21 protein-coding genes are annotated in these 25,776 nt (G+C 72.3%); 15 read left to right on the top strand and 6 right to left on the bottom strand.

Annotation, left to right across the window (positions count from 1 at the left end; genetic code table 11):
• Positions 1-15 precede the first annotated feature (15 nt).
• The gene (locus tag ACJJV7_RS02595; RefSeq protein WP_405372128.1) at positions 16-876 is read left to right on the top strand and encodes an alpha/beta fold hydrolase; all 861 of its coding nucleotides are present in this window, start codon (positions 16-18) and stop codon (positions 874-876) included.
• A gap of 67 nt (positions 877-943) precedes the next feature.
• On the opposite strand, the gene ACJJV7_RS02590 is transcribed toward ACJJV7_RS02595, so the two are convergent.
• Positions 944-1,657: an SDR family oxidoreductase gene (locus ACJJV7_RS02590; RefSeq protein WP_405372127.1), complete on the bottom strand. Its 714-nt coding sequence runs from the start codon at positions 1,655-1,657 to the stop codon at positions 944-946.
• A gap of 155 nt (positions 1,658-1,812) precedes the next feature.
• On the opposite strand from ACJJV7_RS02590, the gene ACJJV7_RS02585 reads away from it, so the two are divergent.
• From ACJJV7_RS02585 to ACJJV7_RS02575, 3 genes are all read left to right on the top strand, one after another.
• On the top strand, positions 1,813-2,415 hold the full coding sequence (locus ACJJV7_RS02585; RefSeq protein WP_405372125.1) for a TetR/AcrR family transcriptional regulator: 603 nt from the start codon (positions 1,813-1,815) through the stop codon (positions 2,413-2,415).
• A gap of 68 nt (positions 2,416-2,483) precedes the next feature.
• Positions 2,484-3,530, top strand: a complete 1,047-nt coding sequence (locus ACJJV7_RS02580; RefSeq protein ID WP_405372124.1) for an NAD(P)-dependent alcohol dehydrogenase — start codon at positions 2,484-2,486, stop codon at positions 3,528-3,530.
• A 133-nt stretch (positions 3,531-3,663) separates the two neighbouring features.
• Positions 3,664-4,011 (top strand): hypothetical protein, encoded by a 348-nt coding sequence (locus ACJJV7_RS02575; RefSeq protein ID WP_405372122.1) that lies wholly within the window; start codon positions 3,664-3,666, stop codon positions 4,009-4,011.
• A gap of 19 nt (positions 4,012-4,030) precedes the next feature.
• On the opposite strand, the gene ACJJV7_RS02570 is transcribed toward ACJJV7_RS02575, so the two are convergent.
• From ACJJV7_RS02570 to ACJJV7_RS02555, 4 genes are read right to left on the bottom strand one after another with little or no spacing between them, the layout of a single operon-like run.
• Positions 4,031-4,834: a glycosyltransferase family 2 protein gene (locus ACJJV7_RS02570; protein ID WP_405372120.1), complete on the bottom strand. Its 804-nt coding sequence runs from the start codon at positions 4,832-4,834 to the stop codon at positions 4,031-4,033.
• A complete protein-coding gene (locus ACJJV7_RS02565) occupies positions 4,831-5,880 on the bottom strand; it encodes a hypothetical protein (RefSeq protein WP_405372118.1) in 1,050 nt (349 codons plus the stop codon). The genes ACJJV7_RS02570 and ACJJV7_RS02565 overlap by 4 nt, the downstream gene beginning before the upstream one ends.
• Positions 5,877-6,995 (bottom strand): glycosyltransferase, encoded by a 1,119-nt coding sequence (locus ACJJV7_RS02560; protein ID WP_405372117.1) that lies wholly within the window; start codon positions 6,993-6,995, stop codon positions 5,877-5,879. Before ACJJV7_RS02560 ends, ACJJV7_RS02565 begins: the two co-directional genes overlap by 4 nt.
• Positions 6,992-8,107 (bottom strand): glycosyltransferase, encoded by a 1,116-nt coding sequence (locus tag ACJJV7_RS02555; RefSeq protein ID WP_405372115.1) that lies wholly within the window; start codon positions 8,105-8,107, stop codon positions 6,992-6,994. The genes ACJJV7_RS02560 and ACJJV7_RS02555 overlap by 4 nt, the downstream gene beginning before the upstream one ends.
• 233 nt (positions 8,108-8,340) lie before the next feature.
• On the opposite strand from ACJJV7_RS02555, the gene ACJJV7_RS02550 reads away from it, so the two are divergent.
• Complete coding sequence (locus tag ACJJV7_RS02550; RefSeq protein ID WP_405372113.1) at positions 8,341-9,309, top strand: hypothetical protein; 969 nt, start codon at positions 8,341-8,343, stop codon at positions 9,307-9,309.
• Positions 9,306-10,559: a glycosyltransferase family 2 protein gene (locus tag ACJJV7_RS02545; protein ID WP_405372111.1), complete on the top strand. Its 1,254-nt coding sequence runs from the start codon at positions 9,306-9,308 to the stop codon at positions 10,557-10,559. Before ACJJV7_RS02550 ends, ACJJV7_RS02545 begins: the two co-directional genes overlap by 4 nt.
• A 1-nt stretch (position 10,560) precedes the next feature.
• On the opposite strand, the gene ACJJV7_RS02540 is transcribed toward ACJJV7_RS02545, so the two are convergent.
• A complete protein-coding gene (locus tag ACJJV7_RS02540) occupies positions 10,561-11,166 on the bottom strand; it encodes an acyltransferase (RefSeq protein WP_405372109.1) in 606 nt (201 codons plus the stop codon).
• Between the two features lie 177 nt (positions 11,167-11,343).
• On the opposite strand from ACJJV7_RS02540, the gene ACJJV7_RS02535 reads away from it, so the two are divergent.
• Genes ACJJV7_RS02535 through ACJJV7_RS02495 form a run of 9 tightly spaced genes read left to right on the top strand, consistent with a single transcriptional unit; the run spans position 11,344 to position 25,775 of the window.
• Complete coding sequence (locus ACJJV7_RS02535) at positions 11,344-12,318, top strand: glycosyltransferase (protein WP_405372107.1); 975 nt, start codon at positions 11,344-11,346, stop codon at positions 12,316-12,318.
• Positions 12,315-13,997, top strand: coding sequence for a GMC family oxidoreductase (locus ACJJV7_RS02530; protein ID WP_405372105.1), 1,683 nt, complete (start codon positions 12,315-12,317; stop codon positions 13,995-13,997). Before ACJJV7_RS02535 ends, ACJJV7_RS02530 begins: the two co-directional genes overlap by 4 nt.
• Positions 13,994-19,792 carry a DUF4082 domain-containing protein gene (locus tag ACJJV7_RS02525; RefSeq protein WP_405372103.1) on the top strand — a complete coding sequence of 1,933 codons (5,799 nt, stop codon included), beginning with the start codon at positions 13,994-13,996 and terminating at the stop codon, positions 19,790-19,792. The genes ACJJV7_RS02530 and ACJJV7_RS02525 overlap by 4 nt, the downstream gene beginning before the upstream one ends.
• Positions 19,793-19,846: 54 nt before the next feature.
• Complete coding sequence (locus ACJJV7_RS02520) at positions 19,847-20,914, top strand: Gfo/Idh/MocA family protein (protein WP_405372101.1); 1,068 nt, start codon at positions 19,847-19,849, stop codon at positions 20,912-20,914.
• Positions 20,911-21,906 (top strand): NAD-dependent epimerase/dehydratase family protein, encoded by a 996-nt coding sequence (locus ACJJV7_RS02515; RefSeq protein ID WP_405372099.1) that lies wholly within the window; start codon positions 20,911-20,913, stop codon positions 21,904-21,906. Before ACJJV7_RS02520 ends, ACJJV7_RS02515 begins: the two co-directional genes overlap by 4 nt.
• Positions 21,903-23,048 (top strand): DegT/DnrJ/EryC1/StrS family aminotransferase, encoded by a 1,146-nt coding sequence (locus tag ACJJV7_RS02510; protein ID WP_405372097.1) that lies wholly within the window; start codon positions 21,903-21,905, stop codon positions 23,046-23,048. The genes ACJJV7_RS02515 and ACJJV7_RS02510 overlap by 4 nt, the downstream gene beginning before the upstream one ends.
• Entirely contained in the window at positions 23,045-23,686 is a 642-nt protein-coding gene (locus ACJJV7_RS02505; protein ID WP_405372095.1) for an acetyltransferase, read from the top strand. Before ACJJV7_RS02510 ends, ACJJV7_RS02505 begins: the two co-directional genes overlap by 4 nt.
• Positions 23,683-24,651 (top strand): glycosyltransferase family 2 protein, encoded by a 969-nt coding sequence (locus ACJJV7_RS02500; RefSeq protein ID WP_405372093.1) that lies wholly within the window; start codon positions 23,683-23,685, stop codon positions 24,649-24,651. Before ACJJV7_RS02505 ends, ACJJV7_RS02500 begins: the two co-directional genes overlap by 4 nt.
• Positions 24,648-25,775 carry a DegT/DnrJ/EryC1/StrS family aminotransferase gene (locus tag ACJJV7_RS02495; RefSeq protein ID WP_405372091.1) on the top strand — a complete coding sequence of 376 codons (1,128 nt, stop codon included), beginning with the start codon at positions 24,648-24,650 and terminating at the stop codon, positions 25,773-25,775. The genes ACJJV7_RS02500 and ACJJV7_RS02495 overlap by 4 nt, the downstream gene beginning before the upstream one ends.
• Position 25,776 lies beyond the last annotated feature (1 nt).

The raw sequence follows: 25,776 nt of genomic DNA, 5'->3' as shown, positions 1-25,776 counted from the left end.
TCTCGGAGCAACGACATGAACAGCACGCCGCAGGAACCGACCATCACGTCCTACGCGACAGCGCCGACGAAGACCGTGACGACAGGCGGGGCGACGTACGCCTACCGCGAGCTGGGTCCGCGCGGCGGCATCCCCGTCGTCTTCTTCGTGCACCTCGCGGCCACGCTCGACAACTGGGACCCCCGGATCGTCGACCCCATCGCCGCGCACCGCCACGTCATCACCTTCGATCAGCGGGGCGTCGGGGCATCGTCCGGGGCGGTGGCCGACACGATCGAGGTGGCCGCCGACCACGCGTACGAGTTCATCCGCGCGCTCGGGCACGACACGATCGACGTGTTCTCCTTCTCGATGGGCGGGATGATCGCCCAGGACCTGATCGTCGCCCACCCGGCTCTCGTGCGCCGCCTGGTGCTCACGGGCACCGGGCCCCGAGGCGGCAGGGACATGGACAAGGTCGCGAGGGTCACCTACCTCGACATCCTCCGCGCCGCCCTCACCCGGTCGGACCCCAAGGAGTTCCTGTTCTTCCCCCGAGACGCAGAGGGCACGCGCGCGGGGAAGGCGTTCATCCGGCGGCTGGCGGAGCGGAAGACCGACCGCGACGAGAACGCGAGCATCGGGGCGCTCCGCACCCAGCTGAAGGCGATCCAGCGGTTCGGGCGGTCGGCGCCGTCGGATCTGTCGGTCATCACGCAGCCGACGCTCATCGCCAACGGCGACCACGACCGCATGGTTCCCTCGCGGCTCTCGGACGACCTCCACCGGCGGATCGCCGGGTCCGAGCTGATCATCTACCCGAACTCCGGCCACGGCGGGATCTTCCAGCACCACGCCGACTTCGCTCCCCGCGCGGTCGACTTCCTGACCCGCTGACGAGCGCTCGCCCATGCGACGGCGCCCGACCGATGTGTGACCGGTCGGGGCGTCGTCGCGATGCGGACTATTCGGCCGAACGGACCAGCTGGGGGTAGAGGGCTTCGAGCGGAGCGCTGAGCGCGGCCTTCAGCTGGACCGACGTGTCGTCGGCGAGCACCTCGTAGTCTCCCGACTCGGCGCCGTCGAGGACGGCGGTGACGAGGGAGGCCGGGTCGAGCTTGTCGGTGTCGACGCCGGCCGCCATCGGGGTGTCGACATAGCCGACGTGCACACCCACGACGTGGACGCCGGCGGGGGCGAGTTCGAGGCGCAGCGAGTTGGTGACCGACCACAGCGCCGCCTTCGTCGCACTGTAGATGCCGGCCACCGCGTACCAGCTGAGGCCGGAGTGAATGTCGATGACGGTGCCGCCGGCGGCCCGGGTCAGGATCGGGGCGAACGCGCGGGTGAGGAAGAGCGGGCCGAGGAAGTTGGTCTCGACGTTGGTGCGGATCTCCTCGTCGCTGTGCGACAGGATGCCGGGGCTCGACGGGGACACTCCGGCGTTGTTGATCAGCACGGTGACGTCGGGGGCCGCGGCGACGACCGCGGCGATCGACGCCGGGTCGGCGACGTCGAGTGCGAGGGGGACGACCCGGTCGTCGTCCCAGGCGCGCGGTGTGCGGGCCGTGGCGTAGACCTTGGCGGCGCCGCGGGCGAGCGCCTCGGTGACGAAGTGCGTGCCGATGCCGCCGTTCGCACCGGTGACGAGGACGACTGCTCCAGAGAGGGAGGGCATGTTCGATCTTTCTGTTGAGGGAGAGGATGCCGTCGCGCTCCACCGGACGGGCCGGAAGCCTGGACGCGTGGGAAACTGGACGAGACTTCCGAGCGCGCACACTCCTGACTATCCTCATAACTGAGCGTGTTCATATTTCATTCCGAGGAGACGGCATGGCCAACGAGAACCCGTCGCTCAGTCGCCGTGAACGCAACAAGCTCGACAAGCTCGAACGCATCACCGCGGCGGCGGCAGCGCTGTTCGCCGAGCGCGGCGTGGACGATGTCACGACGCAGGAGATCGCTGACCGCGCCGACATCGGAACCGGGACCCTCTTCCTCTACGCCAAGACGAAGGGCGAACTACTGCTGCTCGTGCAGAACTCCCTCTACGAGGCGGCGCTCGAGCGTGGCACACAGGACTCCGCGGCGGCGGCGACCACGCTCGATGCCGTCATGGCCGTGGTGCGGCCCGTCGTCGAATGCAATCGCACCCAGGTGGACAACGGGCGCACCTACTTGCGCGAGATGGTCTTCGGCGATGCGGAAGAGCCCCACCACCGCGAAGCGCTCGCCCTCTCGAGCCGCACGGAAGATCTCCTCGCCGGCATCCTCGGCTCCCGCGAACGAATGGACGCCGCCACCGCGGCCGCGCTCGCCCGGGTGCTCTCGTCGATCATGTTCCTGAGCATGGCCGTCACGGTCAACGCCGGGCTCTCGGTCGACGCGGTCCTCGCCGAGGTGGAGCGCCAGACGCGCACCATCCTGCCCCGCTGACGCTCCGTCGGGCTGTCGCATAGCCGACGGCGAGGATGATGGAGGCTGACGCACGCTCAAGGAGAAACATGCCTACTGTCAACGCCTACGCGGCCACCTCCGCCACCGGCCCCCTCGTCCCCCTCACGATCGAGCGCCGCGAGGTCGGCGCACACGACGTGCGCATCGACATCGCCTACGCCGGCATCTGCCACTCCGACATCCACACCGTGCGCGGCGAGTGGGGCGAGATCCAGTACCCCCAGGTCGTCGGCCACGAGATCGTCGGCCACGTCGCCGAGATCGGCTCCGAGGTCACCTCGCACCAGGTCGGCGACCGCGTCGGCGTCGGATGCATGGTCAACTCGTGCGGCTCGTGCGAGTACTGCCAGCGCGGCGAGGAGCAGTACTGCGCCAAGGGCAATATCGGAACCTACGCCAGTGTCGACCCGGCCGACGGCACGATCACCCAGGGCGGCTACTCCGAGGCCATCGTGGTCGACGAGAAGTTCGTGCTCCGCGTTCCCGAGTCACTCGACATCGAGAAGGTGGCTCCGCTCCTGTGCGCGGGCATCACCACGTACTCGCCGCTGCACCACTGGGGCGCCGGACCCGACACGAAGGTCGCCGTCGTAGGCATGGGCGGTCTCGGTCACATGGCCGTGAAGATCGCTCACGCGATGGGCTGCGACGTCACCGTGCTGTCGCAGACGCTCTCGAAGAAGGAGGACGGCCTTCGCCTCGGCGCCGACCACTACTACGCCACGAACGACGACAACACCTTCGACGAGCTCGCCAGCAGCTTCGACCTCATCATCAACACGGTCTCCGCGAAGCTCGACCTCGGCCGCTATCTGTCGCTGCTCGCCGTCGACGGCACCCTCGTCAACGTCGGCGCACCCTCGGAGCCGCTGCCGGTGCCGGCGTTCGCTCTGATCCCGGCGCGCCGGAGCTTCGCCGGGTCGGCGATCGGCGGCATCCGGGAAACGCAGGAGATGCTCGATTTCTGCGCCGAGCACGGCATCGTCCCCGAGACCGAGCTCATCGGCGCGGACCAGATCAACGAGGCGTACGAGCGGGTGCTGACGTCTGACGTGCGGTACCGCTTCGTCATCGACGCGGCCACCTTCGCCTGACCCCACGGTCGACGCGGTGACGGGTCCCGGAGAGGATCCGTCACCGCTCGCGCGTGCGAGACGCAGTGTAAGAGCCGAACGGCCCGGGCGCGACCCCTTACCGCTAAGGCGCGCGGTCGAGCACGATCGAAGCATGCTCAACCTGCACTATTCCGACGCCTCCGTCGTCACGACGGAGGCCGTGGCAGAAGCGGTGATGCGCTATGCGCAGACGCTCTCGTCGAACGAGCAGTCCGATCTCGTGACCATTCCCATCGTCGATCGCGGCGACGTCGCCACGTCGACGATGCTGATCGGCCCGACCAGCCAGTTCCACACGACGCCCTACCATGGACCTGCTCCCGAGATCGATGACGAGGAGTCGCTCATGATCCTCTTCGGGCGGGCCGATGCGCTCCTGCATCCGCCGAGCGCGTCGAGCGAGACGCGTCACGATGACGACGACGAGACCGCCACCCCGTGGGACGGCGAGAGCTTCTGATCTCCGCCTGAGCGGACAGTCACTCCGAACGGCGCCACCCGTCGCCGTCGCGCACGATCGCCCCTGCCGCCGCGAACGACTCGAGCCAGCCGGTCATCGGCCATTCGTGCCAGCGATCTGCGAACAGGGCGCCGTTGCGGAGGATGTCGTCGAGATGCTGCCAGGGCGGTGACGACGTCGCGTGGTGCTGATGGAACGCGTGCGCGCCTCCCGTCCAGACGAGCGGGATGCCGCCGGCTCGCAGCCGGAAGGCGAAATCGGTGTCCTCCCCGCCGTACCCCTCGTACGCCTCGTCGAATCCGGCGGCGGCGGCCCACGTCGACGGGGTCAGGGCGAACGACAACGACCAGAACAGCGGATACTCCGCCGCCGTGGCTTCGCGCGCCTCGTCGTCGGCGGGCACGGGCCGGGCCGGATGCGGCGCCGGGCTGAGCTCTGCCGGAGCGGATGCCGATACACCCTCGGGCAGGTAGGTCACCGGGCCGCACAGCACCGCGCCGGGGAACCGCTCGGCGGCCTGCCGGTAGCGCCTGATGAGGGCCGGCGCAGGAACGCAGTCGGCATCGAGGAAGACCAGCACCTCGGCGCCGGCGGCGACGGCAGCCGCCGCGCCGGCATTGCGCGCCGCGGCCAGCCGCAGCCCGTGAGCGCCCGGTGGCACCCGCACGACGACCTCGGCCTCGAGCGGGGGAGGCGCATCATCGCCGATCCAGACGACGATGCGCTGGGCGTCGGCCGACTCGCCGACGGCTGCCAGCTGCACCCGGAGGTGATCGACGCGGCCGGCCGAGCAGAGGCTCACCACCGCGACGGGCGGCGTCACCCGCGTCCCCCGGCGACCGCGGCGATGGCATCGGCGGCGCGCCCGGCAGCACCCGTGACCTCCCAGCGCTCCCACGCCGGGGTCGACGCTGCGGCGCGGTCGATGAGGGCGGGCCAGTCGGATGCCGCGGGCCACCCCTCCAGGGCGACGGCGAGGCCGGCTCGGCCGAGAGCGCGGGCGGTCGCGGTCTGTTCGTCGAACGGGCGGTCCTGCGCGACGACCACGGCCCGGGCCCCTGCAGCCGCCAGGTCGGCGACGGCATTCTGTCCCGCCCACGAGACGACGACGCCTGCGGACGTGAGGTCGTCCCACGGGTCGTCACGCCACTCGCCTCGCCGCGGTGCGGCGGGATCGAGCCCGTCGCCGCTCAGGTGCCCGAGTACGCGCCAGGCCAGGCCGGTGGCCTGCTCGGCGGCATCGACGTCGCCTGCGCGGACGTTGCCGCCGCCGCCTCCCGCCAGCAGCAGCACGTCGTCGGAGGCGCGGGCGGGGGGCGCCGGCGGCATCCGCTCGTCGAACCGGCTGATACCGCCGGTGAAGGTCACCCGATCACCGAGCTCCGTGAGGTGGGCGGGCGCGAGGAGCTCCCGGGGCCACGGGGCGATGACGGCGCTCGCGGCGGTGAAGGCGAGCCGGTGCGGTTCGTCGTTGCGAGCGCCGGGCTGCGTGAACAGGACTGTCGGCACACCGAGCAGGCGCATCAGGAGCGTCACCTCGACCGACACGTCGATCACGAAGGCGTCGAAGGGTCGCGTGGAGGTCGCGGCGACGATCGCCGCAAGACGTTCACGATGACCGGGATGCCGGAGCGGGGCCCAGTGCAGCAGGCCGTTCGCCGTCGGGTCGGCCTGGGTCGGAGGAGCAGCGCCCGCGCGGGCGTCGTCGTCGCGGGGGAGGAGGGTCCACGTGCACCGGGGCGGCAGATCGTCGGGAGCCGGGAGGCTGCTGAAGCAGTCGATGTCGGCGTCGAGATGGGGAGCGACGGCCGCGAGGCGGGTGAGATGCCCGCGGCCGTGATGGTGGACGTACCAGCCGATGCGGGTCATGCGCTCAGGCTGTCTTCGGAGAGGGGCCGCAGCCCGGCGAAGACGGCCTCGAGCGCGTCGATGCGGGAGTCGAGGGCGAAGCGGCGGACCGCTCCGGCACGCACCATGCGGCGGAACTCCGGGTCGGCCCCGTGCGTGAGCGTGACGCGGGCCTGCCGGGTCATGGCGTCGAGGTCGCCCGCGGCGACGAGGTCCATCCCGACGACGCCGGCGGCGACCTCGGGCACCCCGCCGACGGCGAACCCGACCACCGGGGTTCCACACATCAGCGCCTCGGGTCCGACGAGGCCGAACGGCTCGGCCCACGCGGGTGTCGCGAGGGCGAGAGCACTGCTGCCGACGAGCCGGGCGAGATCGGCCGGGCCGAGCGGTCCGACGTGCGCGACGCCATGCCCGAGCAGGGGCTGCAACACGCGTTCGGCATACCGTCGGTCGCCGACACGGCCCGCGATCGTGAGCGGCCGGCCGAGGCGCCGCGCGACCTCGACGGCGAGGTGCGGCGCCTTCTCGGGGACGATGCGCCCGAACCAGACGAGTCCGTCGCCGCCGGGACCCAGGGGCCAGGCCGCGGGGTCGACGCCGTTCGGCAGAAGGTCGGAGGGCACGCCCGCGGCAGACCATTCGCGGCGCGTGTGGTCGCTGACCGAGAGGAACACCGAGCCGCGGTCGCCGGCCGCGCGATGCGCGGAGACGAACTCCTCGTCGACGGGTGTGTGCAGGGTCGTCACCATCGGCACGCCCAGCGTCGCCGCGCGCTGGAGCGGCAGGGGGTGCAGGCAATGGTTCGAGATGACGTCGAAGCGCTCGGGGTGGGCGGCGATCGCATCGAGGGCGCGGCCGAGAGCCGGGGCGCTGGAGGAGTGGTAGCTCTCGGGCCAGGTGTCGTCCGACGACGTCGCGCCCTGGGGCCACGTCAGGCGGGGCAGGTGGAAGACCGCGTCGTCGCCGAGGAAGTCGGAGCCGAGCGGGGCGATGAAGGTGACGTCGTGACCGCGCGAGCGCAGGGCCTCGACCTCGGCCCAGACGGCGGATTCGAGCCCGCCCGCGTGCGGTCGGCGGATCGGGAACCGCAGGGGCGCGATCACCACGATGCGGAGCGGAGCGGCGCCCCTCATGCGCGACGCTCGGCGATCAGTCGGCGGTAGAGCTCGGCGTGACGCGCCGCGGCGACGGCATCCGTCTGCGAACGGGACGCGCGTCGACGCACGATCGTCGCAGTGCGGTCGGATGCGGCGGCCCCTGCGGGCAGCAGGGCGCGGAGCGCCGAGGCGAGCGATCCCGCGTCACCCGGCGTGAAGGTCGCGACCGAGCCGTCGTCGTGCTGCTCGGCGTAGAAGCCCACCTGCGGAGCGGCGACCGGGAGCGCGAGGTCCCAGCACAGCTCGAGCCAGCCCGAGTGCGTGCCGTGACGGTAGGGCAGCACCGCGATGTCGATCGTCGAGAGGGCGCCCACGAGCCCGTCGTCGGTGAGGCGCTCGTGCTCGACGAGCGTGATCTGCTCGCTGCGCGCGGCGAGGCGCCGGACCTCCGCGCGCGCGTCGTCGTCGCGGACCGCCGGGTGGAGGCGCACCTCGGCCCGCACATCGAAGCCGTCGCGGTGAAGGAGGTCGAGGGCGCCGGCCAGCGCCCGCACCGTCGCCGGTCCGTCGACGTTCGGGCGGAGGTCCTTCAGGTGCACGCCGACCCGCACGGCCGGGGATTCCGGCGTCGGCGCCACGACCGCGTCGCGCGCGAGAACGGACGGATGCGGGATGACGACGGCGTCCCGGCCGAAGCGACGCGCCACCTCCGCCGCAGCGCCCGGCGTCAGCGTCGTGACCGCGTCGGCGCCGCCGACCAGCTCAGCCACCTGACCGAGGTACGCGCTGCTGTCGCGGAGCTGAGGGTGGTCGAGGTCGTGCATCGTGAAGACGACCGGCCAGCCCGCCTCGTGAGCGGCGGCGATGCAGGCCGTCAGGTGACCGGGGGCGAACGACTCGGTGCCGAAGTGGATGTGGAGGAGGTCGGCGTCGGCGCGGTGCGACGCGATCCAGCCGGGGTCGAGCGCTGCGGGCGGCCACCAGACTCCCGGTGCCGCACCCGCGACGGGTGGGTCGGGCAGGACGGTCACGCCCGGGTCGGCGGTGATCTGACGGATGTACGGGTGTGCGGCGGGGACGGAGATGATCGTGATCGCGTCGGGCAGGGCCGCGGCGTCGATGACGGTCGATGACGTGCTCGTTCCCACGGCGCTCCTTTCGATTCGGTGGCGGATGCTCCGGCCCGGCGGGAACTCCGGAAGCGACTGCCACCGGTTCTCTGGACGGATGCCGCCGCCCCGACCGTAGGCTCGATATCCGCCCGGGTCGGGGGGCTTGACCGCAGCCGAGCCGGGCGGTAACGATGAGCCGAGTGACCCCGCCTCCCCTTCTCCTTCTGCTCGGACCCGACGGGCATGGTGTGCGCCGGTACGGTGCCGACGTGGCATCCGCCGTGGCAGCCCTCGATCCCCGCACCCGCACCGTCGCCGCGCCGACCGTCGCCGACGCCGAGCCCGCGATCGCCGAGTCCGACCGCGTTCACGTCCACGTGACCGATCGCCTCTTCGGGTCGACGCCCGAGGATGCCGCGTCGACGATCGAGCGCTGGGCCGCCGCCACGCGCCTGACGCTGACCTTCCACGACGTGCCGCAGACCTCGGACGGCACGATGTTCGAGCGCCGCCGGGGCGCCTACCGCCGGATGGCGGTCGCCGCGGAGGGTGTCGTCGTGAACAGCAGGCATGAGCAGCTGCTGTGGGCCGAGTTCCTGGCCGGACTGCCCGCACCCCACGCCATCGCGCTCGGGGCGCGGACCGCTGCCCCGTCGCCCTCGGCCGGCGACCGGTCGCCGGAGGGCGCGCGGGACCTTCGCGTGCTGATCGCGGGGTTCATCTATCCGGGCAAGGGTCACGGCCCCGCCGTCCGCGCGGCGGCAGACGCCGCCGCCCTCCTCGCCGCACGCGGCACGCCGGTCGGCCGCGTCGTGGTGCGGGCCCTCGGCGCACCGTCACGGGGGCATGAGGACGATGTCGTGGAGCTCGCGCGCGGCGCGGCCGAGCGCGGCGTGGACGTCGAGGTGACGGGCTTCCTCGCCGACGACGACTTCGCCCGCGAGCTCGCCGGCGAAGGGATCCCCCTCGCTGCGCACGAGCACGTGTCGGCGTCGCGCTCGATGCTCGACTGGGTCGAGGCGGGCCGCCGCCCCCTCGTGGTCGAGTCGCGTTACGCCGCGGAGATGGACGCTCTGCGACCCGGAACGCTCCTCCGCTACGAGCCCGGCGCCCTCCCCGCCCGGCTCGCGGAGGCCTGGGCCGATCCGTCGCTCACCCGCCTCTCCTCGGGCGCCTCGCTCGCTCCCACACTCGACGACGTCGCCGCCGCGCACCTCGCCTGGTGGGCCGCCGCATGAGCGGCATCGCTCTGCCCGGCAACAGCTGGGACCTCCTCGACGGGGTGCCGGGCGATCCGGCGACCCGCGTCTCGGTGATCGTGGCGCACTACGAGCAGCCGGATCAGCTCGCGCGGACGTTGGCCGCGCTCGCCGCTCAGCGCGTTCCGAGCGGCGAGCTCGAGGTCATCGTCGTCGACGACGGGTCGGCGAAGGCCCCGAGGGTGCCGCCGGGCGTCCGCCTCGTCGTGCAGCCCGATCAGGGGTTCCGGCTCGCGGCGGCACGCAACCTCGGGGTGCGGAGCGCGACGGGCGACGTGCTCGTCTTCCTCGACGCCGACACGACGCCCGAGCCCGGGTTCGTCTGCGAACTGACCCGGCTGCCGTCCCTCGCGCCCGACGCGGTGACCGTCGGACGCCGCCGCCACGCCGACCTCTCCGGGGTCGCTCCCACGGCCGACATCCGCGGGGCGGTGGGCGGCCGCGAGCTCGACGAACCCGAGTGGCTGGCGCGCGAGTACCGCGCCTCGCGCGACCTGCTCGACGCCGACGATCGCAGCTACCGGCACCTCATCGGCGCGGTGCTCGCCTGCTCCCGCCGCCTGTTCGACGCCGTCGGCGGGTTCGACGAATCCTTCACCTCGTACGGCGGCGAGGACTGGGAGTGGGCGTACCGCGCATGGCTCGGCGGAGCGGTGTTCGCGCACGTTCCCGGCGCCGTGGCCTGGCATGACGGGCCGGATGCCGCCGGTCGCCCGGACGGCGACCAGGCCCGGCGCAACGCCGAGACCCTGCGCCTCGTCGACCTCATCCCCGTGCCGGGATCGCGGCCCCGCGGCATCCGTCCCGCGTTCGTCGACGTCGCGGTGACACCGCCGCCGGGATCGACACCGGGGCAGAGCTTCGTCAGCGTCGACTCGGTCGTCGCGGCCGTCCCGGGAGCCGAACCCGTGGACGCCGCCGAGCTCGCCGCGCGCGCCGGACGGTGCGACCGGGTGCGCCTGCACCTCGAGATCCTCCGCCCGGTGCGGGTCGAGGGCGAGGGGCTGCGGCTCGCCGTCGACGCCGCCGTGGCCGGGCGCATCGGCGTGCGCACGGTGACGGATGCGGGTGGCGTTCCCGCGATCCGCGTCACCGCGCAGCGGGCGCGGGCACGGGCGGAGAGCTGGGGGCGCGACGACCTGTTCCCGTCAGACGTGGTCGCCGTTCCGGGCGTGCAGCTGCTCGCCGGCGAGCCCCGCGTCGAGGCCTGGTGCGGTGGGTGGGGCTGAGTCAGTCGGCGAGACGGAGCCCGTCGCCGTCCTGGGCGTAGCGCTCGCCGGTCTCGGGGCACGTCCATCCGTCGCCGTCGGCCGCGGGGGTGAGCGGCCTGCCCACCCGCCCGACCCACCCGACGCGCCGCGCGGGGACACCGGCGACGAGGGCGTGCGGCGGCACGTCACGGGTCACGACGGCGCCCGCGGCGACCAGCGCATAGGCGCCGATCAGGACGGGCGCGATGCAGACCGCCCGGGCGCCGATCGAGGCGCCGCTCCCCACCGTGACACCGACGGCGTGCCAGTCGTCCGCGCTCTTCGGTGAGCCGTCGAGGTTGGCGGCGCGCGGGAACTCGTCGTTCGTGAACACCACCGCGGGGCCGACGAAGACGCCGTCTCCGAGCACCGCCGGCTCGTAGACGAGCGCCGAGTTCTGCACCTTGCACGAGTCGCCCATGACCACGCCCGGTCCGATGTAGGCACCGCGCCCGATCGTGCACCCCGTGCCCACGCGTGCCCCCTCGCGCACATGGGCGAGATGCCAGACGCGGGTCCCGTCGCCCAGGACGACGTCGTCGTCGATGTCGGCGGAGGGATGGACGGTGGCAGCGGTGCCGGTCATGGCGTACTCCTCGGGTTTGTTCGGGATTGTATTGTGCCGACGCCCCGGATCTGCTTATATTGCCGCGGGGACACCGGCCGCGCATGCCTGGGGAGGTACGCGCAACGGCGACGAGTGGGATCGTCGACGGCACCGGTTCATAGCTCGCACTCCTGCTCGGTGTGCGTGCACTTGGGGATGAGCATGGGGATCTTGGGGATCGCTGCCGGACCGGCAGCGCAATCGACGCGCAGTATCGACGGCGCCGTCGTCTCGGTGGCGCGCCACCGCGGCGATGCGCGACGCACGCCCTGGCACGCGGCGGTCTCTGTCATCGCTCGCGGCGCCGTGGTGATTCCGGCGCACGATGAGGCGGCGGTCATCAGTCGCACCCTGTCGGCCCTCGCCCCGCTTGCCGCCCTCGGCGGCGTGGAGGTCATCGTGGCGTGCAACGGATGCCGCGACGATACCGCCGACCGGGCCCGGGCCTTCGCGGGTGTGCGGGTGGCCGAGACCGATGAGGCGTCGAAGCCCGCCGGCCTCAACCTCGGCGACCGCACGGCGACCCTGTGGCCGCGGCTCTACCTCGACGCCGACATCGACATCACGCCGGGCGCCGTGCTCGCGGTCTTCGCCGCACTCGCCGAGCCGGGCGTGCTCGCCGCCCGCCCGCCGTACGTCTACGACACGACCGGCGCCACGGCGCCGGTGCGCGCGTACTACCGCGCCCGGGCCCGCATCCCCGCGCCGCCGGAGCGGCTCTGGGGCGCGGGCGGGTACGCCACCAACGAACTCGGACACGAGCGCTTCGACGCCTTTCCGACGGTCACGGCCGACGACTCGTGGTTCGACGCGCAGTTCTCGCCCGCCGAGAAGCGCATCGTCGACACCGACCCGATGCGGGTGAGCACGCCGCGCGACAGCGGGGCGCTCCTCGCGGTGCTCGCCCGGCAGCGCCGCGGCTACGTCGAGATCGGCATCGCCGCCACGACCGGAGCCCGGGCCGGCGCTCTCGTGCGATCGGTGCGGACACCGAAGGATGCCGTCGACGCGGTCGTCTACGTCGCCCTGACGCTGGTCTCCCGCCGCCGTGCGCGCCGGGCCGCCCGCGCCGCGCGACCGATCTGGGAGCGCGATGCGTCGACCCGCGAGGGTGCGGAGGTGCTCGCATGAGCGTGCTCTCTGCGGATGAGCGCCCCGAGGGCGAATACGACATCTGCGTGGTCGGCGCCGGTCCCGTCGGTCTCGCCCTCGCGATGGAGGCGGCGGAGGCGGGCGCGCGGGTGCTGCTCGTCGATGCCGGCGACGACCGGTCGGGTCGCCGCGAGAGCGTTCCGGTGCCGGGGGAGTCGACGGAGATCGTCGACCTCGCGCGCCACGCGCCGCTCGAGCTCACGACCCGTCAGGGAGTCGGGGGCACGTCCTGGCTGTGGGGCGGCCGTTGCGTCGCCTTCGAGCCGATCGACCTCGAGCCGCGCGACTACGTGCCCGGCAGCGGCGACTGGCCCATCCGACTGGGCGACGTCGAGCCCTTCTTCGCGGCGGCTGCGCGTCACCTCGACTGCGGCGCGCCCGTGTTCCGCTCAGACGCCCCCGAGTGGGCCGGGCTCGACGAGTTCCGCATGTCGAACCTCGAACGCTGGGCCCGCCGGCCCAAGCTGGGCCCGCGCCTCGGTGCGCGCGTCCTCGCGCACCCCCGGGTCACCGCTCTGCTCGGTGCCCGACTCGCCGGCGTCGAGTTCCCCGGCGACAACGGTGTCGTCGCGGAGCTCGCCGTCATCCGCGGCGGCGAGCGGATGCCGATCCGCGCCGCCTCCTCCGTGCTCGCCATGGGCGGCCTCGAGGTCACCCGACTGCTCCTGCGGGCGCAGCGCGACCACGCGTCGGCCTTCGGCGGGCAGGACGGGCCGCTCGGCCGGTACTACATGGGCCACGCCACCGGCAGCATCGCCGACATCGTGCTCACCGACCCGGCCTCGGCGGCCGACCTCGACTTCGTCCGCGACGCCGTCGACACCTACGTCCGCCGTCGTTTCACGCTCGATGAGGCCGCTCAGCGCCGTCACCGGCTGCTCAACACGAGCTTCTACCTCGACAACCCGGCGTTCTACGAGGCCGAGCACCGCAACGCGACCCTGTCGGCGGTCTTCCTCGGTATCGCGATCCCGCCGATCGGTCGCGCGATCCTCGCCGAGGGCATCCGCCTCCGCCACGTCGGACCGCGCCCGTACCGCCTGCGAGCGCACATCGGCAACATCGTCCGCGCACCGTGGCGCGCCGCCGCGGACGTCGTCGACATCATCGGGCGGCGCTACCTGTCACGCGTCCGCAAGCCCGGGTTCCTCCTGCGCAACGCGGGCGGACGGTACGCGCTCCACTATCACGGTGAGCAGCTGCCGAACCCGGACAGCCGGGTCACCCTCGTCCGCGACGCCGCCGGAGGCGACGTGCTCCGCGTCGACTACCGCTACCTCGAGGCCGACGTCGATTCGCTGCTCCGCTGCCACGAACTGCTCGACGCCGAACTGCGCCGGGCGGGCCTCGGCCGGCTCGAGTACGCGGCCCCTGACGCAGCCGGCATCCGCGCCCTTGCCTGGGAGCAGACGACCGACGGATTCCACAGCATCGGCACCACCCGCATGAGCGACGACCCCGCCCAGGGGGTCGTCGACGCCGAGTGCCGCGTCCACGGCACCGAGAACCTCTTCATCGCCTCGAGCAGCGTGCTCACCACGTCGGCCGAGGCCAACCCGACCTTCTTCGCCGCCGCGCTCGCCGTGCGTCTGGCCCACCACCTGACGACGCGCCCGAAGGCCACCGTCGCCCGCCACGCTGGGAGCACCCGCGCATGATCCGCCCCGAGACACGGCAGCGCCGACGGCTTCGATGGAGCGCCCTCCTGGCGTTCGTCGCGATCGTCGCGGGAACCCTCGTCGCCACTGTGCCCGCGCCGGCCGCGCAGGCGTCGAGCCCGTGCGGCGCCGACGTGAACCCGATCGTCTGCGAGAACCGCCAGGAGGGCACCGATCCGCGGGTGTGGGACGTCTCGGGCGCGGGCGACCCCACCATCCAGGGATTCGCGACCGACATCAGCGTCAACGCGGGGTCGGCCATCGACTTCAAGATCGACACGGACGCCGCGGACTACACGATCGACATCTACCGCACCGGCTGGTACCAGGGGCTCGGCGCCCGTCACATCGCCGAGGTCGACCCGTCGGCATCCCTCCCGCAGGTTCAGCCCGAGTGCATCTCCGACACCGAGACCGAGCTGTACGACTGCGGCACCTGGGACGTCTCGGCGACGTGGGACGTGCCGAGCACCGCCGTGTCGGGCGTGTACATCGCCTCGCTCGCCCGCACCGACACCGGCGGGCAGAGCCACATCATCTTCATCGTCCGAAACGACGGCAACACGTCGGACGTGCTCTTCCAGACCTCCGACAGCAGCTGGCAGGCGTACAACTCGTACGGCGGCTCCGATTTCTACCAGGGTGCCGCCAACGGGCGCGCCTACAAGATCAGCTACAACCGCCCCTTCGCGACCCGTCAGGGCGTGACCGCCCGCGACTTCTACTTCAGCTCCGAGTACGCCACCGTCCGGTTCATGGAGCGCAACGGCTACGACGTCAGCTACCTCGCGGGCGTCGACACCGACCGGCGCGGCGGGGAACTGCTCAACCACGAGGTGTTCCTCTCGGTCGGGCACGACGAGTACTGGTCGGGAGCGCAGCGCCGCAATGTGGAGGCCGCGCGCGACGCCGGAGTGAACCTGCAGTTCCTGTCGGGCAACGAGATGTACTGGCGCACGCGGTGGGAGCCGTCGGCCGACGCGTCGCGCACCGACCACCGCACGCTCGTGTCGTACAAGGAGACCTGGGACGACGCGAAGATCGATCCTGCCAAGGAGTGGACGGGAACCTGGCGCGATCCGCGGTTCGCGGACGCGGGCCAGGGTGGCCACTCGCCGGAGAACGCGCTCACCGGCACGATCTACGTCGCCAATCACAGCGACCTGCCCGTCACCGTCTCGAGCGATGAGGCGCAGATGCGCCTGTGGCGGAGCACCGGGCTGAGCGACATGCCCGCGGGCTCGTCGACCCCGCTCGCGCCGCACACCGTCGGGTACGAGTCCGACGAGGTGATGGAGAACGGCTTCAGCCCGCCCGGGCTCATCCGCCTCTCGACGACGTTCGGCCCGACGCCCGAGTACCTGACCGACTACGGCAACACGGTCGTGGAGGGCACCACTCGCCATCACCTCACCCTCTACCGCGCCGCCAGCGATGCGCTGGTCTTCTCCGCGGGCAGCGTGCAGTGGGGGTGGGGTCTCGACGAGACCCACGACGGCAACGGCGCCGCCGCCGACCGGCGGATGCAGCAGGCTCAGGTCAATCTGCTCGCCGACATGGGCGCTCAGCCCGGCTCTCTCATGACGGGCCTCGTCCGAGCCGCCGCGAGCGACGACGATGAGGCTCCGACCACGACGATCACGTCGCCGGCGGCCGACGCGACGATCGCCCACGGCGACGTGGTGACGGTCACCGGCACCGCTTCCGACGACGCCGGCGTCGTCGCCGGCGTCGAGGTCTCGACCGACGGCGGACGCTCCTGGTTCGCGGCCACCGGCACCTCCTCCTGGTCGTACCGCTACGTGCAGCAGGGGCTCGGCTCCGCCACGATCATCGCCCGCGCGATCGACGACAGCGCGAACTTCTCGGCCACCGGCGCGCGACGCGACGTCACGGTGACGGGGTCGGCGTCGGTCTTCGGAGGCACCGTGCCCGAGATCGCCAGCGTCACCGACACCCAGCCGATCGAACTTGGAATGCGCTTCACCGCGAGCGTCGACGGCGTGGCCACCGGCGTCCGCTTCTACAAGGGTCCCGGCAACCGCGGCACCCACACGGGGTCGCTGTGGTCGGCGCGGGGTGAGCGGCTCGCAACGGTCACGTTCGCCGACGAGACCGCGACCGGATGGCAGTCGGCGCGCTTCGACGCCGGGGTCGATCTCGTCGCCGGCCGTCAGTACACGGTCTCGTACACGGCGCCGCAGGGTGGCTACGCCTACGAGCAGTACACCTGGCCCTACCGCGCACGCACGTCGACGCCGCTGCAGCTCGCCCCCGGAACCGGATCGGCCTCGCCGGGGGTCTACGGGTTCCCCGGTGCGCTGCCGACGCAGTCGCACCGCGACTCCACCTACTTCGTCGACATCTCGTTCGATTCCGCCGCGACCTCGCCCGTGCGCCTGTCAGCCCAGACGCCTGCCGCGGGCGCCACGCGCGTGGCGCGCGACACCGCGATCTCCGCGACCTTCACGCAACCGGTGTTCGCGTCGTCGGTGGCGGCGACCGTGACCGCCGCGGGGGGCGTCGCCGTCGACGGCACCTTCTCGTACGACGAGTCTTCGCGCCGGCTCCGGTTCGCTCCCACCGCAGAGCTCGCCCCCGAGACCGTGTACACGGTGTCGGTGAGCGCCGACGCCGTCGGCGACGCCGCCTTCGAACCGGGCGAGTGGACGTTCACCACGGCCGCGCTGATCGACCCTGACACCGTCTGCCCGTGCTCGCTGTACGGCGACGCGGATGTGCCCTCGATCGCGTCTGCAGGAGACACCTCTCCGGTGACGGTGGGCACCGAGTTCCGCGTGTCCGACGCGGGATTCATCACCGGCCTCCGCTTCTACAAGGGGGCGGCGAACATCGGCACGCACGTCGGAACGCTTTGGGGCCCCGACCAGAAGGAACTGGCTCGCGTCACCTTCAGCGACGAGACGGCATCCGGGTGGCAGACCGCCGTCTTCGACGCGCCGATCGCCGTCACCCCGGGCTCCGCCTACGTGATCGCGTACCGCGCCCCGTCCGGCGGGTACTCCGTGACGCCCGGCGCCTTCGCGGGCCCGGTCTCACGAGGGCCGATCTCGGTGCCGGCACAGGGCGGATCGTTCACCTACGGCGCGGGCTACCCCTCGCAGCGGTCGACGTCCAGCTATTTCGTCACCCCCGTCTTCGAACGCACGAGCGCCGGTCCCGCCCTCGTCTCCGTGACGCCTGCTCCCGGGGCGACCGGCGTCGACGCCGCGACCGCGGTGTCGGCGACCTTCGCGGAGCCCCTCGTCAAGGAGCCCGAATTCCTCCTCCGTGCCGGCGGCAACGCCATCGCGGGTGCGGTGTCACTGTCGGCGGATGCACGGACCGCGACCTTCACGCCTGACGCGGCTCTGCCGTACGCCGCGGACATCGTCGTCGCCGTGACGGGTGCGACCTCCGACTCCGGAACGGCCGCGCGGCGCACCTGGGCGTTCCGGACCGCCGAGGATCCCACTCTGCCCGCCACGGTGACCTTCTTCGGCGACGCGACCCCGTCGACCGTCCGGGCCGCCGACGAGGGCACCGCGCTGGAACTGGGGATGTCGTTCTCCACCTCGGCGGCGGCCCGAGTCACCGGCATCCGCTTCTTCAAAGCAACCGGGGACACCGGCACCCACACCGGGAGCCTCTGGGGTCCGGACGGCGAGGAGCTCACGAGCGTCACGTTCCGCAACGAGACGACGTCCGGGTGGCAGCGTGCGCAGCTGTCGATCCCCGTCGACCTCGTGCCCGGCCGCACCTACACCGTGTCGTACTTCTCGCCGCAGGGGCGCTACTCCTACGCGGCCGGGGGCTTCTCGTCGCCGCGGTCGAGCGGCCCGCTGACGGCGGGAGCGCCGGGCAACGGGGTCTTCCGGATCGGCGCGGGCGATGCGATGCCCGTCTCGTCGTGGAACGCCACGAACTACTTCGTCGACGTGGACGTCGCACTCGGAACGGCCGAGCAGCCGCCCCTCGTGATCGAGTCGCGGTCGCCCTCCGGTACGGATGCCCCTGTTGACGGCGCCATTCGCGCCACCTTGAGCGCCGACGCCCCGGCGCCGACGATCGACCTGCGCCGCAGCGGATCCGCGGTGGCCGGGACGAGCTCGTACGATGCCGCGACGACGACCGTCTCGTTCGCCCCCGACGCGCCTCTCGCCCGCGCGACGACGTATCGGGCCACCGTGCGGCTGGCTGGTCAGATCCTCGACAGCTGGGAGTTCACCACGGTGCCGCCCGAGCTGGAAGGCGTCGTGCAGACGCTCTTCGGGGCGGAGATCCCTGCGGTTCCGGCCACCGCCGACGACGGTCCCGTGACGGTCGGCACGGCATTCACGGTCGCGTACCGAGGTCACGCGACCGCGATCCGCTTCTACAAGGGACCGGGCAACACCGGAACCCACGTCGGCCGGCTGTGGGGGCCGGACGGCACCGAGCTCGCACGCGTCACCTTCGCGAACGAGACGGCGAGCGGCTGGCAGAGCGCGCCGCTGTCGGTTCCCGTCGAGCTGGTGCCCGGCCAGACCTACGCGGTCTCATACTTCGCCCCGGTCGGCGGATACTCCTCGGCGGCCGGGTACTTCGCGGCGCCCGTCGAGAACGGCCACCTCGCCGCTCCCGGCGGCGAGAACGGGCGGTTCGCCTACGGCGCCGACGGCCAGCGTCCCACGCAGTCCTGGCGGTCGACCTCGTACTTCGTCGACGCCGAGGTCACGTTCGGCGCCGCGGCGCCGAGCCCGACCCCGGAGGTCTCGCCGACTCCGACGCCGACACCCGAACCCACGCCGACGCCTGAGCCGACGCCGACTCCGATGCCTGAGCCGACGCCGACGCCTGAGCCGATGCCGACGCCTGAGCCGACGCCGACGCCGACGCCTGAGCCGACTCCGATGCCTGAGCCGACGCCGACGCCGACGCCGACCCCGACGCCCGAGGTGACGCCGACGCCTGAGCCCACGCCGAGCCCCGAGGTCGCGCCGACGCCCACGCCGACCCCTGGCGGGCCCGACCCGCAGACCACTCCCGCCGCGACCGATCTCCGTGTCGTCGAGAAGACGCCTGCGCCCGGTGACGTGGACGTCGCCCCGACCGCCACGGTGAGCGCGCGGCTGTTGGCCGCCGTCGACGACGCCGCCCTCGTCATGACCGGCCCCGGCGGAGCGCTCGCCGGAGCGTCGGTGTTCGACGCCGCCACGCGCACGGTCGTCTTCACGCCCGATGAGCCGCTCGCCTGGTCGAGCCGGTACACTGCCGTCGTCGCCGTACCGGGGCAGACGCCCGCCGAGGCGACCTGGTCCTTCACCACGATCACCGAGCCGCCGGTCCGGCAGGCGACGACGATCTTCGGCGTGGGCAGCCCGCAGCATCCGTTCTGGAACGACCCGGAGGGCGTGCAGGTCGCGACGCGGTTCAGCGTCGATCAGACGGGGGATGCCACCGGCATCCGCTTCTACAAGGGGTCCGCCGCGACCGGCGACCACACGGTCTACCTGTGGGGTCCCGACGAGCAGAAGCTCGCGGAGATCCCGGTCACCGATGCGACCGCGGAGGGATGGCAGAGTGTCACGCTCCCGGACCCCATCCGGCTCGTCGCCGGTTCCGAATACCGCGTCGGGCTCCACAGCACGACGGGGCGATACGCCGTGGACATCGGCGCGCTCGCCGAACCGACCGTCGTCGGGCCCTTCGCGCTGCCCGCGAACGGCAGCGCCTACACCTACTCGCGAGGTTTTCCGGGGAACACCTCGTCGCACAACTACTGGGTGGACGTGTCGTTCACGCCATCCAGTTAGCGGCACCGGCCGCACCACACAGAAGAACACTTGGGGAACTTGGGGGAGTACACCGTGAATGGACGGTTGAACGTCGCTGTCATCGGCGCCGGATATTGGGGACCGAACCTCGCGCGCAATCTGCGGGCGAGCAAGGAATGGAATCTCGCAGCGATCTGCGACCTGGACATCGATCGCGCTCGCCGCGTCGCGGACGGCGTCGGGGGAGCGCCGGCCACCGCCGACCTCACCGCGGTGCTGGCCGATCCGTCGATCGACGCCGTCGCGATCGCGACACCGGCGCGCACGCATCACGCGATCGTCATGGCGGCGCTCGATGCGGGCAAGCACGTCATGGTCGAAAAGCCCCTCGCCGACACGCATGAGCGGGGAGGGGAGATGGTGCAGCGCGCACACGAGCGGGGACTCGTGCTGATGGCCGACCACACCTACTGCTACACGCCTGCCGTGCTGAAGATGCGCGAGCTCATCGCTGACGGGGCGCTCGGTGACATCCTCTTCGTCGACAGCGTGCGCATCAACCTCGGGCTCGTGCAGCCCGACGTCGACGTGTTCTGGGACCTCGCACCGCACGATCTGTCGATCATGGACTTCGTCCTCCCGGGCGGGCTCTCGGCGACCTCGGTCTCCGCCCACGGCTCCGACCCGCTCGGCACCGGAAAGGCCTGCGTCGGTTACCTGGCGATGCCGCTCGAAGGCGGCGCGATGGCCCACGTCCACGTGAACTGGCTCAGCCCGACCAAGATCCGGCGCATGGTCATCGGCGGCACCCGTCGCACCCTCGTCTGGGACGACCTGAACCCGCAGCAGCGCCTCAGCGTGTACGACCGGGGTGTCGACGTGCAGACGGTCTCCTCGGCGACGGCGAGCGACCGGCGTGCGGCGAACATCTCCTACCGGCTCGGCGACACCTGGGCGCCGGCCCTCGAAGAGCGTGAAGCGCTCGGCGCCGTCGTCACCGAGTTCGCGGCGGCGATCCGCGAGCAGCGCGCCTCGCGCACGAGCGGCGCAGCCGGCCTCCGGGTGCTCTCCGTCCTCGATGCCGCGGCCGGAAGCCTTCGGGCCTTCGGTGCACCGTTCCCCGTGACGGGTGCACGTGCGAACGAGGAGCTGGCGGCGTGACCCGGCTCGAAGGGGCCCGCGTCCTCGTCACCGGTGGGGCGGGCACGATCGGGTCCACGCTGGTCGATGCTCTGCTCGATGAGGGGGTCGCGGCGGTCGACGTGCTCGACAATCTCGTCCGAGGCCGTCAGGCGAACCTCGACGACGCCCTCTCGAGCGGTCGCGTGCAGCTGATCGAGGGCGACATTCGCGACGCCCGCCTCGTCGACGACCTGGTCGCCGAGAAGGACGTCGTGTTCCACCAGGCGGCGATCCGCATCACGCAGTGCGCCGAAGAGCCGCGGCTCGCCCTCGAGGTGCTCGTCGACGGCACGTTCAACGTGGTCGAGTCGGCGGCGCGACACCGGGTGGGCAAGCTCATCGCGGCATCCAGTGCGTCGGTCTACGGGATGGCGGAGGAGTTCCCCACCACCGAGCGCCACCACCACGAGAACAACGACACGCTCTATGGCGCGGCGAAGACCTTCAACGAGGGACTCGTCCGCAGCTTCCGGGCGATGCAGGGGCTCGACTACGTCCTGCTCCGCTACTTCAACGTCTACGGGCCCCGCATGGACGTGCACGGGCTCTACACCGAGGTGCTGGTGCGCTGGATGGAGCGCATCGCCGACGGCGAGCCGCCGCTCATCTTCGGCGACGGCCTCCAGACGATGGACTTCGTGTGCGTGCCCGACATCGCCCGGGCGAACGTGCTCGCCGCCCGCAGCGACATCGTCGACGGCACCTACAACGTCGCGAGCGGCACCGAGACCAGCCTCCTCGAGCTCGCGCAGGCACTTCTGCGGGTCATGGGATCGGACCTTCCGGTCGCGCATGGCCCCGAGCGCGCCGTGAACGGCGTCGTCCGCCGACTGGCCGACACGCGTGCCGCCCGTGACGACCTCGGGTTCGAGGCGCAGATCGGCATCGACGACGGGCTCCGCCGGCTCGTCGCATGGTGGCAGCCGCTTCGCGAGGAGATCTCCACCGGGCGAGTGGCGGTGGCCCGATGAGCGAGCGCATCAACGTCATGGTCCCCTGGCTCGGCCAGGAGGAGGCTGACGCCGTCGCCGACGTCATCGCGAGCGGGTGGGTCGCGCAGGGGCCTCGGGTCGCACTGTTCGAGAAGCAGTTCGCCGAGGCGATGGACGCCGCCCACGCCGTCGCGACCACGAGCTGCACGACCGCCCTCCACCTCGCACTCATCGTGGCCGGCGTGCAGCCGGGCGAGGAGGTCGTCATCCCGTCGCTGTCGTTCGTGGCGACGACCAACGCCGTGCGCTACGTCGGCGGTCACCCGGTGTTCGCCGACGTCGACCCGATCACCGGCAACGTCACCGCCGCCTCGGTGGAGCGGGCGCTCACCCCCACAACGACCGCCGTCATCGTCGTCGACCAGGGCGGCGTGCCCGTCGACCTCGACGCGATCCGCGCGGTGACCGACCCGCGCGGCATCGTCGTGATCGAGGATGCCGCCTGCGGCGCCGGATCGACCTACAAAGGCCGGCCCGTCGGCGCCGGGGCCGAGATCGCCGCATGGTCGTTCCACCCCCGCAAGCTCCTCACCACGGGAGAAGGCGGCATGCTCACCACCTCGCACAGCGCCTGGGCCACGCGCGCTCGCCGCCTCCGCGAACACGCGATGAGCGTGTCGGCGGCCGACCGGCACGGATCGGTGCTCCCGCCCGCCGAGGTCTACGAGGAGGTCGGCTACAACTTCCGGATGACCGATCTCCAGGCCGCGGTCGGGCTCGTCCAGCTCGGTCGCCTGCCCGAGATCGTTCGCCGGAGGCGCGAGATCGCCGACCGCTACCGGGCGGCGCTCCGCGGCATCCCCGGTCTTCGGGCGGTCGTCGACCCCGCCTGGGGAACGAGCAACGTGCAGTCGTTCTGGGTCGAGGTGCTCGAGGAGTACCCGACCGACCGCGACGGCCTGCTCGAGGCCCTCGCGGCCGCCGACATCTCCGCGAGGCGGGGCATCATGGCCGCGCACCGCCAGGCGCCCTACCGGCACCTCGTGCCCGCGGGCGGGCTGCCCGCAACCGAGCGGGTCACCGACGGCACGCTGATCCTGCCGGTGTACCAGACGCTGTCGGATGCCGATCAGGACCGCGTCATCGCAGTGCTCCGCGACCCTGCGGTCGTCGTCTCATGAGCGGCGGAGTGCTCCTCCTCGGGGCGAGTGGACTCGCCCGTGAGGTGCTCGCCGCGGGGATGACCGGCGTCGCCGGCATCCTCGACGACGATCCCGCCCGCCACGGCACGACCCTCGACGGGGTGCCCGTGCTCGGACCGATCGAGGCGGCATCCGGTCGCAGCGAACGCCTGCTCGTCTGCGTCGGTCCGAGCGGCGCGCGCGCAGACGTCGTGGCACGCCTCGCGCGCGCCGGGGTCGGCGAAGAGCGGTACGCGACCTTCCTCGCCCCGTCGTCGCGGATCGGCCGCACGAGCGATGTGGCACCCGGGACGATCGTCCTCGACGGCGTGGTGGTCACCGCGCATGTGCGCATCGGCGCCCACGTCGTGCTCATGCCCGGCTGCATCGTCACTCACGACGACGTCCTCGGCGACGTCGTCACCCTCGCCGCCGGGGTCACTCTCGGCGGGGGTGTGACCGTCGGCGAACGCGCCTACATCGGCATGAACGCCTCGGTGCGCCAGGGGGTTCGCATCGGCTCGTCCGCGACGGTGGGGATGGGCGCCGTCGTCCTCTCCGACGTCCCGGCCGCAGAGACCTGGGCCGGTGTCCCCGCCCGGGCCCTCGACCCGTCGACGGCGAGCGTGCGGCGATGATGCGGCTGTCGGTTCCCCGCCGCCCGCGCCGGGGCGCGACCGTCACGGTCGTGATCCCCTGCTACCGCTACGGGCACTACCTCGAGAGCGCCGTCGACAGTGTGCTGACGCAGCCCGGGGTCGATGCTCAGGTGATCATCGTCGACGACGCCTCGCCCGACGGGTCGGGCGAGGTCGCCGCGCGGCTGGCCCGGCGCGAACCGCGGGTGCGCGCGATCGTCCACGAGACCAACCGGGGGCACATCGCCACGTACAACGACGGCCTCGCCGCCGTCGACACCGAATTCGTCTCGCTCGTCTCGGCCGACGATGTCATCGCTCCCGGAGCGCTCGGCCGCGCGGTGTCGCTCATGCAACGGCACTCTCGTGTCGGGCTCGTCTACGGCGCGATCGCGACGTTCGCCGACGACGATGCGCCCCGCCCCGAGCGCACCCGGCCCTACTCGGCCTGGCGCCGGTGGACGGGTGACGAATGGATCGCGTCGATCGCCGCCTCGGGTTACAACCCGATCGCGTCGCCCGAAGCGGTCCTCCGCACGAGCGCCGTGCAGCAGATCGGCGGGTACACGGCCGCGCTCCCGCACTCGGGCGATCTCGAGTACTGGCTGCGGGTCGCCTCGATGTGGGACGTCGGGCAGATCCACGGACCCGTGCAGGCGTACTACCGGGTGCACGGCGAGAACATGCACCTCACCGACTTCGGCAGCCGCGAAGCCGACATCCGCGAACGCTACGCGGCCTTCCGGGTGCTCGCTCGTCCCGAGACCCGCGCCGCGCTCCCGACAGCCCTCGACCGGCTCGACACGGCCCGTCGCACCCTCCTCGCAGAGGTCGACGGGCTCCTCGCCGCAGCCGGCGACGCCGAGGCATCCGTGCCCCTCGCCGCCCTGCGCGCCACCCTCTCATCCGGCGGCTCGGCCACGCGGCCCGCCCCGATCACCTCCCGGAGCCTCGACCGATCATGACCACGCCCACCCTCACCGCGCCTGCCGTCCCGATGCTCGACCTCGCCTACCAGCACCACCAGGTCGCCGACATCGTCGCCGACGGCTTCGCCCGCATCCTCGCCACGACGGCGTACGTGCTCGGGCCCGACGTCACGGCTTTCGAGCGGTCGTACGCCGACTACCTCGGCGTCTCCGACGTCGTCGGCGTCGGCAACGGCACCGACGCCCTCGTCCTCGCCCTCCGCGCCGTCGGCGTGGGCCCGGGCGACGAGGTGATCATCCCGGCGAACACCTTCGTCGCGACCGCGGAGGCCGTGGTGCTCGTGGGCGCCGCGCCGGTTCTGGTCGACCCCGGCGACGACTTCCTGATGGATGCCGCGACGGTCGCCGCCGCGCTCACCGCGCGCACCCGCGCCGTCATCGCCGTGCACCTGTACGGTCAGGTCGCCGACGTCGCCGCCATCCGGGCGGTGGCCGGGCCCGAGATCGCGATCATCGAGGACGCCGCCCAGAGCCAGGGCGCCGTGCGGGACGGGATCTTCGCCGGCGCGCTCGGCGATGTCGCGGCCACGAGCTTCTACCCCGGCAAGAACCTCGGCGCCTACGGCGACGGGGGCGGGGTCTCGACGAGCTCCGAGACGATCGCGCACGCGGTGCGGATGCTGCGCAACCACGGCGGCATCGAGCGCTACGAGCACCAGGTGATCGGCACCAACTCACGGCTCGACGCCCTGCAGGCCGTCGTGCTGTCGGCCAAGCTCGCCCGGCTCGACGAGTGGAACGAGGAGCGCCGCGCGGTCGCCGATCACTACCGGCTCCGGCTCGCCGGCGTTTCCGGAGTGCAGCTGCCCGTCGCGGGGGAGCGTTCGGCGCACGTCTATCACCAGTTCGTGGTGCAGGTGGCGGAGCGCGACCGGGTCTTCGCCGAGATGACCGCGGCGCGCATCGGCGTCGCCATCCACTATCCCCGGCCCATCCACCTGCTGGGGGCGTTCTCGCGGCGGGGCCTCGGCGACGCCGGTGCTTTTCCCCGGGCCGAGGCTCAGGCGGGGCGCATCCTCTCGCTGCCGATCTATCCCGGGCTCACCCGCGACGCGCAGGAGCGGGTCATCGAGGCGCTCCTGAGCGCGGTGCGGCACTGAG

Origin of the sequence: Microbacterium sp. Ld4, assembly GCF_045066555.1 — a bacterium.
Lineage (GTDB): Bacteria > Actinomycetota > Actinomycetes > Actinomycetales > Microbacteriaceae > Microbacterium.
The sequence above is the reverse complement of the archived record's forward strand: the minus strand, read 5'-3'. Positions and strand labels throughout refer to the sequence as shown.

Excerpts from the sequence above, each read along its gene's own strand:
- ACJJV7_RS02575 (WP_405372122.1), top strand. The coding sequence starts at position 3,664 with ATGCTCAACCTGCACTATTCCGACGCCTCCGTCGTCACGACGGAGGCC.
- ACJJV7_RS02510 (WP_405372097.1), top strand. The coding sequence starts at position 21,903 with ATGAGCGAGCGCATCAACGTCATGGTCCCCTGGCTCGGCCAGGAGGAG.
- ACJJV7_RS02560 (WP_405372117.1), bottom strand. The coding sequence starts at position 6,995 with ATGAGGGGCGCCGCTCCGCTCCGCATCGTGGTGATCGCGCCCCTGCGG.
- ACJJV7_RS02505 (WP_405372095.1), top strand. The coding sequence starts at position 23,045 with ATGAGCGGCGGAGTGCTCCTCCTCGGGGCGAGTGGACTCGCCCGTGAG.
- ACJJV7_RS02585 (WP_405372125.1), top strand. The coding sequence starts at position 1,813 with ATGGCCAACGAGAACCCGTCGCTCAGTCGCCGTGAACGCAACAAGCTC.
- ACJJV7_RS02540 (WP_405372109.1), bottom strand. The coding sequence starts at position 11,166 with ATGACCGGCACCGCTGCCACCGTCCATCCCTCCGCCGACATCGACGAC.
- ACJJV7_RS02530 (WP_405372105.1), top strand. The coding sequence starts at position 12,315 with ATGAGCGTGCTCTCTGCGGATGAGCGCCCCGAGGGCGAATACGACATC.
- ACJJV7_RS02545 (WP_405372111.1), top strand. The coding sequence starts at position 9,306 with ATGAGCGGCATCGCTCTGCCCGGCAACAGCTGGGACCTCCTCGACGGG.
- ACJJV7_RS02580 (WP_405372124.1), top strand. The coding sequence starts at position 2,484 with ATGCCTACTGTCAACGCCTACGCGGCCACCTCCGCCACCGGCCCCCTC.
- ACJJV7_RS02535 (WP_405372107.1), top strand. The coding sequence starts at position 11,344 with ATGAGCATGGGGATCTTGGGGATCGCTGCCGGACCGGCAGCGCAATCG.
- ACJJV7_RS02590 (WP_405372127.1), bottom strand. The coding sequence starts at position 1,657 with ATGCCCTCCCTCTCTGGAGCAGTCGTCCTCGTCACCGGTGCGAACGGC.
- ACJJV7_RS02525 (WP_405372103.1), top strand. The coding sequence starts at position 13,994 with ATGATCCGCCCCGAGACACGGCAGCGCCGACGGCTTCGATGGAGCGCC.
- ACJJV7_RS02500 (WP_405372093.1), top strand. The coding sequence starts at position 23,683 with ATGATGCGGCTGTCGGTTCCCCGCCGCCCGCGCCGGGGCGCGACCGTC.
- ACJJV7_RS02495 (WP_405372091.1), top strand. The coding sequence starts at position 24,648 with ATGACCACGCCCACCCTCACCGCGCCTGCCGTCCCGATGCTCGACCTC.
- ACJJV7_RS02565 (WP_405372118.1), bottom strand. The coding sequence starts at position 5,880 with ATGACCCGCATCGGCTGGTACGTCCACCATCACGGCCGCGGGCATCTC.
- ACJJV7_RS02595 (WP_405372128.1), top strand. The coding sequence starts at position 16 with ATGAACAGCACGCCGCAGGAACCGACCATCACGTCCTACGCGACAGCG.